Source organism: Acidobacteriota bacterium (genome assembly GCA_026707545.1).
GTDB lineage: Bacteria > Acidobacteriota > Thermoanaerobaculia > Multivoradales > Multivoraceae > Multivorans.
Genome location: JAPOWR010000001.1, coordinates 1255842 through 1269534, shown reverse-complemented (window position 1 = coordinate 1269534; position 13693 = coordinate 1255842). Strand labels below are relative to the sequence as shown.

Below are 13693 nucleotides of genomic sequence, written 5' to 3'. Positions count from 1 at the left end.
GGCAGGCGACTGTCGCGGGTTTGTAGGGGGTGCAGAGTGTTCCGAGTCGGTGAGAAGGTCGTGTATCCGAACCATGGCGTGAGTGTGGTGGAGCGCATCGCTCTGAGCGCCCCGGACGGCGGCGAGAAGCAGACGTACTACCACCTGAGGGTGCTGGGGAACGACTCCAAGGTCATGGTGCCCGAGGAGAACCTCGATCGCGTGGGCCTGCGGCGTCTGGCCAAGGTGCGGGAGATCAAGGACTTGCTGCGGTTGATCGAGGACGGCAACATCGACGTCTACAAGGACTGGAAGGGCCGGTACAAGCAGAACCTCGACAAGATGCGGACCGGTTCCCTGACCGACGCTGCCCAGGTTCTCAAGAACCTGCGCCTCGTGAGTCAGAAGAAGAGTCTGTCGTTCCGCGAGAAGAAGATGTACGAGAAGGCGAAGTACTTCATCGTCAGCGAGGTTCTGCACGTCCGGGAGATCGGCGAAGAGGAAGCGGAAGTGCTGGTCGAGAAGGCGCTCACCGGCAGTCTCGAGAAGATCTCCAAGGCGAAGGCCAGTTGAGGCCGCGCGGCCGCGACCGCAGCTGACAGCGGCCCACGTCAGCCCGGGGCGAGCCGCGGAGCCGGGGCGGGATAGGCTGCCGTCGTCGTGACACGGCTCCTCGTCATCCTGATCGCCCTGTTGCTGGCATGGATCTGGATCTCACGAATGGTGCGCGGTGTGTTGCGATCGCCGCGAGCCGCTGAAGCTCGCTCGTTTCTGCGGCTGCTCCAGGTACTGCAACGTTCCGCTACGGGTGGTCCACGCCGGAGCAGAACTGGAAGCGCGTGGAGTCCGGGTGGCGGGCCAGGTAGCGCCTCTGCCGGAGCCGCGGGACGGGGCGCCGGGGGGGCAGGCGGGCCGGAACGTGCGGGTGCGCTTCTTCGGTGCCGGCGATGCGGCGTTCACGTGCCCGAAGCTCAGTTGACCGCCGGCGTCTGCGGCAACTGTGCCGCGGGGGGCCAGGCTGGCTAGTGGAGTCGCCGCGGGCGAGTACGCCGAAGTCGCGGTTCCGCTGCCGCTGCCGGATCCACTGACTTACAGGGTACCCAGGCGCTGGAGCAGCCTGATCCGCCTTGGCGTCCGGGCACGGGTCCCGGTAGGTCGTCGCCGCCTGACGGGCTGGGTCGTTGGCCTTCCCGGGAGCCCGCCGACGGATATCGAGAGCCAGCTGCGCCCGATCGAATCCGTTCTGGACCTCGAACCGCTTCTGCCCGAAGACCTGATGGAAATCGCCCGCTTCGCTTCCTCGTACTACGCCGCGCCGATCGGCGAAGTCCTGAAGAACATGGTCCCTGCCCGGCTCCCTGGCTGGGGCGATGCGCGCGCGGAACTGACGAACCGTGGCGCGCTCCACGATTGCCGCGATCCGATGAGCAAGGCACTGCAACGGCTGCTTCTGGATCGGGGCCGGCTTTCCCTCGCCGCGATCTGGGAGGAACTGGGGGAGGCGGCGCTGTTTGACCGGATCGAGAGCTGGCGGCAGAGCGGCCGGATCCGGCTGGTCGAACCGGGCAGCCGGAGCGCCCGCTACCGATCGGCCGTCGAGCTACCCGCCGGTGACGTCAAGGCCCAGGTTCAGGCGTGCGGGAGGTCGCCGGTCGGGCGGCTCGTCGTGGAGTATCTGGCCGAGTTGGGCCGGCCGGCCACGGTGGAGGAGTTGCGGACCCGGACCGGGGCATCGGCTGCGGTCGTGCGCCGCCTGGTACGACTTGGCGTTCTCCGCTCCTTCACGCAGATCGAGACGATGGACCTGGCGCGCCATCGTCTCGCCGGCGAGAGCGCGGCGCCGCGGATCGAACTGCGTGCGGACCAGACTTCAGCCGCTGGGCAACTCGTGGCAGCGGTTCGGAGTGGGCAGTTCCGGCCATGCTTCCTGGGTGGACTGACCGGGTCGGGAAAGACCGAGGTCTACCTTAGGGCGGCCGGGGCGGCAGTGGAGGAGAACCGCTCCGTCATCGTTCTGGTCCCGGAGATCGCCCTGGTTCCGGCGCTGGCGCGAACACTCCGGCAGCGGTTCGGCGACCTGGTCGCCCTCTTGCACTCGAATCTGGGTACGTCGGAGAGGCGCCAGGAGTGGGAGCGGATCCGGAACGGCGCGTGCCGGGTCGTTGTAGGACCTCGCTCGGCCGTCTTCGCTCCCGTCCAGGATCTGGGCCTGATCGTCGTCGACGAGGAGCAGGACGCGGCCTACAAACAGGACACGCGTCCGCGCTACAGCGGACGGGATCTGGCGCTGGTACGGGCCCACTCGAACTCGGCAACGGCTGTACTGGTCTCGGCCACGCCAAGTCTGGAAACGCGGCTGAACGTCCAACGCGGTCGCTATCGCCAGGTCCGGCTTACGACCAGGGTGGGATCCGGCTCGCTTCCCGAACCGATCCTGGTCGACCTTCGCGAGGAGGCCCCGGGCCTCCGAAGGCCGGGAGACGTGACCTTCTCCGCTTCCCTGATCGACGAGATCACGCGTAGCCTGAGACGGCGAGAGCAGGTGATCCTGCTGCGAAACCGGCGAGGTTACTCCCCCCAGTTGCTGTGCCGGGCCTGCGGAGAGAACATGCCCTGCGAGGATTGCGGACTGCCCAAGAGCTTCCACCGTCGGGAAGCAAGACTGATCTGCCACTACTGCGGGGCCCGTGAGGAAGCGCCGCCGCGGTGTCCGGCATGCGGAGAGGACGCACTGCAGCCGATCGGCGCCGGAACGGAGAGGGTGGAGGAGGAGGTGCGGGCGCGCTTTCCGGGCGCCGCAGTGGACGTACTGGACCGGGACGCGACCCGCCGCGTCGGTGGCCCTGCGGCGGTTCTGGAGAGGTTTCGCCGTGGCAAGACACAGATCCTGATCGGCACCCAGATGGTGTCGAAGGGCCACCACTTCCCCGACGTCGCCCTGGCGGCGGTGCTCGCGGCGGACTCCTATCTCGGATTCCCGGACTTCCGGGCCGCCGAACGCGGCTATGCGCTCTTGACCCAACTCGCCGGGCGGGCTGGCCGAGGCGATCGGCCCGGGCGATTCGTCATCCAGACGTACTATCCGGACCACTACGCGATCCAGGCGTTGCTGAAGGGGGATGACGAGGCCTTCGCAAGCCAGGAAATGCGGTTCCGTCGGGTGTTCCACTACCCCCCGTTCACTCGCATGATCCAGATCGTGGTCCGGGACCGGGATCGTGAACGCGGCTGGCGGCGAATCAGTGAACTGGCGAAGGCCGCGCGGACGAACAGAGCGGCCGCAGGCGTGCGTTTCTCCGGTCCCGCGCCGGCACCGCTCGAGCGCCTCAAGGGCAGATGGCGTTTCCAACTGCTGATGCGCTCCAGAAGCGGCGCCGACGTCAGGCAGCTGGCCCGTGAGCTGGTGCCGGCACCGTCCGTGGATGTGAGCGTCGACGTTGACCCGCAGGACCTCATGTGACGATGGCGGAGCAGGGCAGGGGCCAGCGCGACCCGCCGGCGGAGTGGATCGAGAAGTCCGTGCCCGACACCACTGCAACGCTGCTGGCAGCAGGCTACGGGGTCCTTGCCGCACCCCTCGCCCGCAGAGGCGTGGAGACCGCTGTGGATGCCGAGACCTTCCTCCGACCGCACCGCCGCGGCTTCCACGACCCCTTCCTGCTTCGGGGGATGGAGCAGGCGGTGGAACGGGTGGTAACGGTGTGCCGGGAGGGCGGCACCGTGGCCGTTGTGGGGGACTACGACGTCGACGGGGTGGCCGCCTGCGCGATGCTCACCGCGGTGCTGCGCGCCCTGAACGCCGAGGTCGTTCCGATTCTCCCGAACCGGCTGACCGAGGGCTACGGCTTTCAGGTCGCTCAGGTCGAGAAGGCGCGGCGCGCGGGTGCGTCCCTGATCGTCACGGTGGACTGCGGCACAACCTCGACCGAGGCGGTGCGGGAGGCCATCGGGAACGGAATGGACGTTGTCGTGACCGATCATCACGTCGCGGGGAGCGACTTTCCGTCAGGCGCAATCCAGGTCAACCCGCACCAGGACGGGTGCAGCTACCCGTTCCGCCATCTCTGCGGCGCTGGCCTGGCCTTCAAACTGGCGCAGGCTGTGCTGCGGCGGAGCGGCCGTGAGGAACCGCTGGCCGCTCTGCTGCGGGTCGCGTGCCTGGGAACGATCGCGGACGTGGTGCCGCTGGTGGGCGAGAATCGGGTCATCGCGGCGCTCGGCCTGCAGGCGTTGGCGAAGTCCCGATCGCCCGGGCTGCGCGCACTGATGCGGGTCGCCCGAATCGAAGGCCCGGTGTCGTCGACGGAAGTCGCGTTTCGGCTGGGCCCGCGGCTGAACGCCGCCGGCCGGCTGGCCAGCGCCGACCTTGCGCTCCGTCTGCTCCTGACCCGGGACACGGCCCAGGCGGACCGCCTCGCGGGGGAACTCGATTCTCTGAACCGGGAGCGGCAGGTGGAAGAACGGCGCGTCGTGGAGGAGGCCGGCGAGGCGTTCTCGACCGACGGAGCGAGGCCCGGGATCCTCATGGCCTGGAGTGAGAACTGGCATCGAGGCGTGGTCGGAATCGCCGCCGGGCGCCTTGCACGCGAGTTCCATCGTCCCGTCGTCCTGCTGGGTGTCGAGGCGGAAACGGGCACGGGCTCCGGTCGGAGCATTCCCGGCGTCGATCTGCACTCCTTCATGAGTGAGTTCCAGGCGCGGATGGTGCGGTTCGGGGGACATCCCCAGGCCATCGGCCTGTCGGTCGAGGTGTCCGAACTGCCCGCTCTCAAAGCCGAGATGGAGCGGGCGGCGGACTGGTCATCCGAACTGCTGGTCAGGCGCCGTGAATACGAATTGGATCTCCGACCGGAACAGGTGGGGTCGGGGCTGTTCCGCGAGCTCGCACGGTTGGAGCCGCACGGCGAGGGGAATCGCCGGCCGCTGATCCGGCTCCGCCCGCTCGAGCGCAGCGGTCGGGTACGGGAGTTCGGCACGAACCACGTCAAGTTGCGGGTCAGGGAAGCGGGTAGCGGGAGTCACAAAGCGAGCCGGGCCGTGCATTTGCTCGGCTGGAGTTGGCGCGACCGGCTGGCCGACCTGGACGGGCAGTTCGAAGTGCTCGGGGCGCTGGAATGGGACGCCTACGCGGGTCATCCGGTGATCAGGATCGAGGACGCGAGACGTCTTGAGGGGAACGGAACTAGTGGAGCCAAGTAGACTCCCCGCGTGAGCACCGAGACGCCCTCCGGGCGCGACGAGGCGCCGGGTCAGGAGTCCGTCTACCGTCCCGGCGGCCGGAGGGACGTGCAGTTCGGGCGGCGTCGGCAACGCCGCACGCGGGTCTTGAGGACGCTTCTGCTGACCCTCCTGATTGCCGGCGTCGCCGGTCTCGCCACGATCTTCCTGAGCGAACGCCAGGAGCGCGTTTCTCTCGTGGCCGAGGAAGAAGGCGAGGAAGAGACGGGGCCGGACGCGGTCGCGGTGGAGGACCCCGAGACGGTCCAGCTCAGCGCGGAGCAGTTCGAGTCGACGCTTGAGCGTGAAGGCGTGGAGGTGTTCCGGATTCGGGGTGCCCGGACGAGTTCCGACGATCAGGGCAATGTGGTGCTGAAGGAGGTAGCCGTCGACTATCCCCGGGGCGACGACCACTACCGCCTGCACGCGGATGGAGCGACGTACAACGAGGTCACGAACGCGACGCATCTGGAGGGTGATGTGTCGCTCGAGGGAACGGATGGCCTCGGGGTCTCTACGGACTGGATGGACCTGGCTGAGGGCGGCATGGTCCTTACGGGTGCGGACGGCAGCAGGATCACGTTCGAAGGCCTCACCGCCGTTGGCGACGGCCTGCGGCTCGACTTCCGTCAGGAGGTGGCGAACTTCAGGGGCGGCGCCACGGTGACGGGAACCGCGGTGGCCAGCGAGACCGACGAGGCGCCGCGGCCGCTGTCCCTGAGCGCGGAGACGCTGGAGTACCGGTGGCGTGAAGGGCGGATGAGGGCCGCCGGCGACGCGGTGATGGAGTTCGGCGAGTCGGGAGAGCCCCTGAGGTTGGCAGCTCCTTCCCTGGAGTATCAGTGGGAGGAGGGCATCCTGACCGCAAGGGGCGGAACGACGACGCGGCTCGGCGACCTGCACCTTGTCGCGCGCTCTCTGAAGCTCGCCATGGACGGGGAGTCCGGAGATGCGTTAGCGGCGCTGGAGGCCCGTGGCGACATCGTGCTACAGGCGCCGGGCGGGAATGGTGGACCAGGGACGGCCGACGGCGAGCTGAACGTCGAGAGTTCGATGCTGGTTCTGATCGGCGACGCGCTGGATGTGGGCTTCGACCCCGCCCAGCGCCCGAGCCAGCTTCTTCTGAGCGGTTCGAACCGGGGAGGACCGGGCGTGCTGCGCATCGACTACGGAGATGGCTCCAGGCAACGTCTTCGCGCCCAGGTCCTTGCCTTCACGTTTGTCGACGGGATACCGGCGGAGTTCGAGTCAAGAGGGAGGGTCGTGCTCGACGAGCACATTCCAGGGCGAAGCCAGCCGCTGCGGCGGGCCTCGAGCGGCGTCGCCAGCGGCCGCTTCGACAGCGGCGGCGCTCTGATCGCGCTGGATCTCGAAGGCAACGTGGAACTGACGGATACGAGTCGGGAGGCCGTCCGCGCGCTCGCGGATCGGGCCGCGATCGATCCGTCCACCAGGCGAGTCGAGTTCTCCGGGCAACCGGGGAAGCTGCTGCTGGCCGAGGGAGAGCTCGAGGCGCCGCACGTGGTGTTCGATCAGGCCGCGGCCTGCTCTGAGGCGAGTGGGGGCGTCACGATCACCCTTCGTGGGACCGACGAAGACGGAAGAGGCGCGTTGCCGCTGGCCGGCGGGGATCCGGCGGACGGCCCGTCCACGATCAAGTCGAAGGAAGCCGTTCTTTGCGAGGAGGACGGGAGTCTGTTTCGCGGGGATGTCGAGGCGTTCGTCGGGGAGTACCACCTGGTCGCCGCGCAACTCCGGGTCAGCGCGGACCGCAAACGTCTTCTGGCGAGCGGTGGCGTTCAGACGCGTTGGCGCGCGGCGCCGGTGGTCGTGCCAACGGAGGCCGGCCGTCCGGAGGTCGACGTCGACGCCGAAGAGTGGCGTGTGGCCTCGGAGCGGTTGAGTTTCTCGGAGGACGACGGCGAGTTGCGCTACACCGGCGGTGCTTCGGCGGCCGTGGGAGATCAGCGTCTGGGTTGCGACGAGTTGACGGTGGAGACGGCGGCCGTGGATGCCGACTCGGGGGAAGTGGAGGCGCGGGCGCTGTACTGCCTGGGGGATGCTCGACTCGAGGATGTCGCCGAGGATCTCTCGGCCGGCGCCGACCGGGTCGTCTACGTTCTGGCGGAACGAGTGATCCGGCTCAGCGGCGACGTCGTCGTCCGCAAGGGCGAGGACCGCTGGACAGGAACGCGCCTGATCTACTGGCTAGACGATGGCCGCTACGAGATGGGGCCGTCCGGCAGTGCGGCTGCCGGAGCCGGCGACCCGTGACCGAACGGCCGGCTTCCAGCCATCGCATCCGGACGCAGGATGTGCGGAAGGTCTATCGGGGACGGTCAGTCGTCCAGGATGTGTCGATCGAGGTTGGTCAGGGCGAAGTCGTCGGTCTGCTGGGTCCGAACGGCGCCGGCAAGACGACGACCTTCTACATGGTGGTCGGCCTGACCCGACCGGATGGCGGCCGCGTGTTCTTCGACGACGTGGACATCACGGACCTTCCCATGTATCTGCGGGCGCAGCAGGGGATCAGCTATCTACCTCAGGAACCGTCGGTGTTTCGGCGGCTGTCGGTCGAGGGCAACCTGCGGGCGGTGTTCGAGACCATCGGCCTGGGCCGCGCCGAACAGCGCCGCCGGATCAACCAGTTGATCGGAGATTTCGACCTTGTAGCCGTCCGGCGCTCCAGGGGGAACCAGCTCTCCGGGGGCGAGCGGCGGCGGCTCGAGATTGCCCGCGCGCTTGCGATCAGTCCCAGCTTCATCCTCCTCGATGAGCCGTTCGCCGGCATCGATCCCATCGCGGTACTCGACATCCAGGCGATCATCCGGCAGCTTCGTGACATGGGCATCGGTGTTCTGATCACGGATCACAACGTGCGGGAGACGCTCAAGATCACGGACCGCGCGTACATCATCAACGATGGCAGAATCCTCCGTACGGGGACGCCGGCCGAACTCTCGGCCGATCCGACGGTCCGCAAGATCTATCTTGGCGCCGAGTTCACGCTTTAGAGAAGCGGTCGCCAGGTGATAGCGTCAACTTGGCATTGGTCTTGCTGGGGGACCGTCGATGGTGCTGCAACAGAGGCTCTCACTCAAGCTGGCTCAACGGCTGGTCATGACGCCGGCGCTGCAGCAGGCGATCAAGCTGTTGCAGATGACCCGCCTGGAGTTGGAGGGCGTGCTCAACCAGGAGATCGTTGAGAACCCGGTGCTCGAGGATGAGGGAGAGGAGGAGGACACCGAGGAGGGAGCCAGTGTCCAGGCTGCTGCCGGGGCGGATGGCGATGCTCCCGCCGACACGGCCGAGGAAGCGGCGAAGATGAACGGTGCCGAGGAACAGGCGGCGGCCGACCATCCCGAGCCGGCGGACGAAGACGAGCCCGCCATGGACGACATCGACCTCGATGCGTACTTCAACGACTACCTCGGGCCCGATTCGACGGTTGCGAACACCTTCGAGAGCCGGGAGATCTCCCCGTTCGAGAACAGTCTCAGCCGGGAACCCGACCTGTACGACCATCTGCTCTGGCAGTTGCGCATGTCCGATACGTCACCGGCTTTACGGGAGGTCGCCGAGCTGATCATCGGCAATCTGGACGCGGACGGATTCCTGCGGGCGTCGGTCGAGGAGATTCGCCTCCTGGGAGCGAAGGAAGGGGAGGCGGAGGCCTACCGCCTGGAGCTGGAGCCCCGTTTGGTCCCGGTCCCCGGTTACCGCCTCGAGGGGGTGGAGCGGGCCCTGGAACTGGTCCGCGGTTTCGACCCGCCGGGCGTTGGTTGGCACACGCTCCAGGAGTGTCTTCTGGCGCAACTCGAGGCAAGGGAGGCCACGGACGGCCTGGCGTACCGCATCGTCCGCGAATGCTGGGGGCCGTTCACCAGGCGACAGTTCCGGCTCGTCGCGAGGCGCTTGCGCGTCCCCCTGGCGGACCTCGAGGCACCGGTGGAGGAGATCAAGGCCCTTGAGACCCGCCCGGGACGGCAGTTCTCGAACGACCGTACCGAGTACGTCGAGCCCGACGTCGTTGCGCTCAAGACCGGCGGCGAGTGGGCCATCCAGTTGAACGACGACGGCCTGCCGAAGCTGCGGATCAGCCGCGCCTACCGGAGGATGTTGCAGCGTATGCAGCGGGACGGCGACCAGACGGAGGCCCGGGACTTCCTCAAGGACAAGATGCGGTCTGCGATGTGGCTCATCAAGAGCCTGGACCAGCGGCAGAGAACGATCTACAAGGTCGCCGAGTCGATTCTGAGGCAGCAGCGGAAGTTCTTTGATCACGGTCTCGACGAGTTGCGGCCCATGGTGCTGCGCGACGTGGCCGACGACATCGGCATGCACGAGTCGACGGTGAGCCGCGTGGTGTCCAACAAGTACATCCATACGCCGCGCGGCCTGTTCCCGATGAAGTTCTTCTTCCACAGCGGCATCGATCGATTTCGCGGCGGCGAGATCTCCTCGCTGACCGTGAAGCGAATGCTGAGCGACCTGATCGGTGAGGAGGACAGCCGCAAGCCCTTGTCGGACTCGGCGCTCACGCGCGAACTGCAGCAGGACGGCATTAACATCGCCCGGCGAACGGTCGCCAAGTACCGGGATGAACTCGGTATTCCGTCTTCGACCGATCGTCGACGGATCTTCTGAAACGGGCCTGAGATGGATCTGGCAAGTCTGGCGAAGCCGCAACTCATCTTCTCCGACGTCGAGGCGAAAAGCCGCGACGGCGCCTTGCGGACCCTCACCGAGCGGATCTGCCGTGTTCTCGGTCTCTCGGACCAGGATGTGATCCTGTCCGCCCTTCGGGAGCGGGAGGAGTTGGGGTCGACGGCGGTCGGTGGCGGCATGGCGATTCCGCACGGACGAATCCCTGGTCTGCGGGACATCGTGCTGGCGGTCGCGGTGTCGAAGCGCGGCGTCGACTACGGCGCCGACGATGGCCTTCCGGTCCGGTTCTTCTTCGTGCTGCTCTCGCCCCGCGAGAGCGCCGGCCGGCACCTGAAGGCGCTGGCCGCGATTTCCGAATGGGTGAGCAACGGCGGCCGCGAGCGCCTGCGCAGGGTGTCCAGACCGCAGGAGATCTACGAGCTGCTTTGCGCCAACGGGCGTGTCTGAGTCACCAGTCCGCCTGTTCGTGATCACCGGCCTTTCGGGTTCGGGCAAGAGTACGGTCGCCCGATGCTTCGAGGACCTCGGCCATCACTGCATCGACAATCTGCCGCTGCCCCTGCTGAGGCACCTCGTGCGCGAGCCGGCCCTCGCCGCGCCGGGACTGGATCCGATCGTCCTGGTCACCGACCTGCGCACACCCGGCCTGGCTGAGGAACTGCCGCGCCTCCTCGACGAGGCGGATCCGGACCTGGTCGAGCCGGTGCTGATCTTCCTCGACAGTTCCGACGACGTACTGGTCCGGCGGTACTCCGAAACCCGCCGTCGGCATCCTTTGACCGGCGAAGGGGAGCGTGTGATCGACGGTATTCGGCGGGAGCGGCAGATGCTGCTCGAACTGCGGGGGCGTGCCGCCCGCGTGTTCGACACGACCGACTCGACGATCCATGAGCTCCGCGCCGCGATCTACGACCAGTTCGCCTCGAGCGATGCTGGCGGACTCACCGTGAACATCGTGAGTTTCGGGTTCAAGTTCGGCGTTCCCGCGGGCGTCGATCTGATGTTCGACGTGCGGTTCCTGCCGAACCCCTACTTCGTCTCCGAACTGCGCGAGAAGCCGGGAACCGACCCTGCGGTCCAGGGTTTTCTGCATGGCCATGAGGCGTTCGCCGAACTGGTCGACCGACTGGAGAGCCTGCTCTCGTATCTCTTGCCGAGATTCCGTGACGAGAACCGCAGCTACCTCACGGTCGGCATCGGGTGTACTGGCGGGCGGCACCGATCGGTCGCGGTCTCGGAGGCCATGGCGGACCGGCTGGCCGCGGATGCCTGGCAGATCCGTTTGCAGCACCGGGACGTGGAGCGCAACCGTTCGAGGGTGTCGGGCACCTGATGGCCGTCCCCGTGCTCATCGTTTCGCACGGCGAACTCGCCCAGCGGCTGCTCGACTCCGCACGCGCCATCTCCGGCCAGGATCGGGACAACTGTCCGGTGCCGGTCTCGGTGCTCTGCGTGGACTGGCACGCCGACGCGGAGGAGGCGGCCGACCTCATCGAGGCCAGGATTCGCCTCCTGGAGGAGCAGCACGGAGCAGGCGTTCTGATCCTGACCGAGATGTTCGGAAACACACCTTGCAACAGCGCGTTGCGGGCGTCGGTAACGGCCAACGCCGCCGTGGTGACCGGCGTCAATCTGCCGATGGTGCTGAGCCTCTGCTGCGAAGCGCCGGATCTCGACCTGCCGGACCTGGCGGACTGGATCTGGAGCAACGGACGTCGGAGCATCCAGCTCGCCGCGAGCGGCACCGTTCGGAAGTCAAAGTGATGGAGCGAGTGGTCGAGGTGGTCAACGAGCTCGGGCTGCACGCACGCGCGGCCGCCAGACTGGTCCAGACGGCCAAGCAGTTCCGATCCGACGTCGTGCTGCGTGTGGCCGGGCGCGAGACCGAGGCGCGCAGCATCCTGGGCGTCCTGCTGCTGGGAGCCGGACGGGGTTCCAGGCTGACCGTTCGCTGCGTAGGCGAGGACGCGCAGGACGCGCTGGCGGCGGTTTGCAACCTGATCGAGTCCCGGTTCGGCGAGGAGTCATGAGCCAGACGAACAGCCCGAAAACGCAGGAGACGCTCCAGGGCGCCGCCGCCGCTCCGGGAGTGGCTATCGGCCCCGCGGTCTGCCTTCGCGGCCACGGTGTAGAGGTCCTGCGGGTACCGATCCAGACGAGCGACCTGGACCGCGAGGTGGAGCGCTTCCGCGCCTCGGTCCGCACCGTGGAGGCCGAACTCGAGGCCACCGAGAACCGGATCGCCGAGACCTTCGGCACCGATCTGGCGTCCATCTTTCATGCCCACTCCGTGATCCTTCGGGACTCGTCGTTCGCTCGGCGCATCGACCAGACGATTTACAGCGATCGGGTCAATGCGGAGTGGGCCGTGCAGGCGGTGGCTGACGACCTGGGAGAGAAGTTCGCCCAGGTCAAGAGCCAGCACCTGCGCGAGCGGGGCGAGGATCTTCGCGACGTGACCCGCTATCTGTTGCGGGCGCTGGCGGGGAAGAGGTCCTCGCCCGGCATCGGCAAGGACTTCGACCACAGCGTCGTCGTCGTCAGCCACGAGCTGACTCCAGACGAAGTGTTGCGCCTGGGACGCCGCGGGGCGGTTGGATTCGCGATCGAGGTCGGAGGCGCAAACTCGCACACCGCCATCGTTTCGCGCGCGCTGGACGTGCCCCTGGTCACCGGCATCGTCGACATCACGAACCGCGTCGCCGACGATGATCCCGTGATCGTGGACGGGGAGGACGGACGTCTCACCCTGCACCCGACGCCGGAGACGCTCGACCGCTACCGCAACCTCCAGCGCCGGCGGCGACAGAGCGAAGAGGCGTTGTCGAGCGCGGCCCGGGATCTCCCGGCCCGAACCGTCGACGGAGCGGAGGTCGAACTGCTCGCGAACGTCGAGTTACCGGAGGAGCTGGACGACGTGCGGCGCTTCGGCGCATCTGGCATCGGTCTCTACCGCAGCGAGTTTCTGGTCCTCGACAAGACTCCCGCCGAGTTGCCTTCCGAAGAGGAGCACGTTGGAGTTGTACGCCAGCTCCTCAAGGCGCTGGCGCCGCAGCCGGTGGTGGTGCGGACCCTGGACCTCGGCGGCGGCAAGGTCGCGCGCGGCCTCGTACCCCAGGACGAGGAGAACCCGGTGCTGGGTCAGCGGGGCATTCGGTTGACCCTCGCCCGCGCGGACGTCTTCCGCACCCAGTTGCGCGCACTGTTCCGAGCGGCGTCCTTCGGCAACCTGCGCATCCTGGCACCGATGGTGACCGCGGTCGAGGAGATCCGGGAGTTGCGCCGTCTCTGCGACGACGTCTGCGCAGAACTCGAGGCCGAGGGCGCCCAGCACCGGCGGCACGTTCAACTCGGCGCCATGGTGGAGGTACCGGCCGCCGTGCTGATTGCCCGCCAGCTAGCCGCGGAGGTCGACTTCCTGTCCATCGGCACGAACGACCTGATCCAATACACGCTGGCCGTCGATCGCACGAACGAGCATGTGGCGGACCTCTATCAACCGCTGCACCCTGCGGTCTTGAGAATGATCCAGCTCGTCGTCGAGGCGGGCCGGAGGCAACAGGTGCCGGTGGCGCTGTGCGGCGAAATCGCGGCCAGCCCGGAGTGCGTGCCGCTCCTGCTCGGGCTGGGCCTGAGGCAGCTCTCGATGAGTCCCCGGGGCATTCCCAGGGTCAAGGAGGTCGTGCGTTCGCTCGACATCTGCGACGCGGAGGAACTCGCGCGCCGTTGCGTCGCCGCGTCGACGGCCGAAGAGGTCGGGGACCTGCTCGGCGAGTCAGGCGCGGCGGTTGCGCACCACCGCGTACCGGTGCGGATCGGGTAGTAGTCT

General features: G+C 67.6%; 11 protein-coding genes. All 11 read left to right on the top strand.

Features of this window, described 5'->3' with window-relative positions; all coding sequences use genetic code 11:
* Nucleotides 1-36 precede the first annotated feature (36 nt).
* The 11 genes from OXG83_04925 to ptsP all read left to right on the top strand — a co-directional run bounded on the left by OXG83_04925 (nucleotide 37) and on the right by ptsP (nucleotide 13687).
* Nucleotides 37-552 (top strand): CarD family transcriptional regulator, encoded by a 516-nt coding sequence (locus OXG83_04925; GenBank protein MCY3964361.1) that lies wholly within the window; start codon nucleotides 37-39, stop codon nucleotides 550-552.
* A gap of 427 nt (nucleotides 553-979) precedes the next feature.
* Entirely contained in the window at nucleotides 980-3439 is a 2460-nt protein-coding gene (priA, locus tag OXG83_04920) for a primosomal protein N' (protein MCY3964360.1), read from the top strand.
* Nucleotides 3440-3441: 2 nt separating this feature from the next.
* On the top strand, nucleotides 3442-5178 hold the full coding sequence (gene recJ, locus OXG83_04915) for a single-stranded-DNA-specific exonuclease RecJ (protein MCY3964359.1): 1737 nt from the start codon (nucleotides 3442-3444) through the stop codon (nucleotides 5176-5178).
* 9 nt (nucleotides 5179-5187) lie between these two features.
* Nucleotides 5188-7470, top strand: a complete 2283-nt coding sequence (locus OXG83_04910; GenBank protein MCY3964358.1) for a hypothetical protein — start codon at nucleotides 5188-5190, stop codon at nucleotides 7468-7470.
* Nucleotides 7467-8210, top strand: a complete 744-nt coding sequence (gene lptB, locus OXG83_04905; protein MCY3964357.1) for an LPS export ABC transporter ATP-binding protein — start codon at nucleotides 7467-7469, stop codon at nucleotides 8208-8210. The genes OXG83_04910 and lptB overlap by 4 nt, the downstream gene beginning before the upstream one ends.
* 58 nt (nucleotides 8211-8268) lie before the next feature.
* Nucleotides 8269-9843 carry an RNA polymerase factor sigma-54 gene (rpoN, locus tag OXG83_04900; protein ID MCY3964356.1) on the top strand — a complete coding sequence of 525 codons (1575 nt, stop codon included), beginning with the start codon at nucleotides 8269-8271 and terminating at the stop codon, nucleotides 9841-9843.
* Between the two features lie 12 nt (nucleotides 9844-9855).
* Nucleotides 9856-10311 (top strand): PTS sugar transporter subunit IIA, encoded by a 456-nt coding sequence (locus tag OXG83_04895; GenBank protein MCY3964355.1) that lies wholly within the window; start codon nucleotides 9856-9858, stop codon nucleotides 10309-10311.
* Complete coding sequence (rapZ, locus tag OXG83_04890) at nucleotides 10304-11197, top strand: RNase adapter RapZ (GenBank protein ID MCY3964354.1); 894 nt, start codon at nucleotides 10304-10306, stop codon at nucleotides 11195-11197. The genes OXG83_04895 and rapZ overlap by 8 nt, the downstream gene beginning before the upstream one ends.
* Nucleotides 11197-11628: a hypothetical protein gene (locus tag OXG83_04885; GenBank protein ID MCY3964353.1), complete on the top strand. Its 432-nt coding sequence runs from the start codon at nucleotides 11197-11199 to the stop codon at nucleotides 11626-11628. Before rapZ ends, OXG83_04885 begins: the two co-directional genes overlap by 1 nt.
* Nucleotides 11625-11894 carry an HPr family phosphocarrier protein gene (locus OXG83_04880; protein ID MCY3964352.1) on the top strand — a complete coding sequence of 90 codons (270 nt, stop codon included), beginning with the start codon at nucleotides 11625-11627 and terminating at the stop codon, nucleotides 11892-11894. The genes OXG83_04885 and OXG83_04880 overlap by 4 nt, the downstream gene beginning before the upstream one ends.
* Entirely contained in the window at nucleotides 11891-13687 is a 1797-nt protein-coding gene (ptsP, locus tag OXG83_04875; protein ID MCY3964351.1) for a phosphoenolpyruvate--protein phosphotransferase, read from the top strand. Before OXG83_04880 ends, ptsP begins: the two co-directional genes overlap by 4 nt.
* Nucleotides 13688-13693 lie beyond the last annotated feature (6 nt).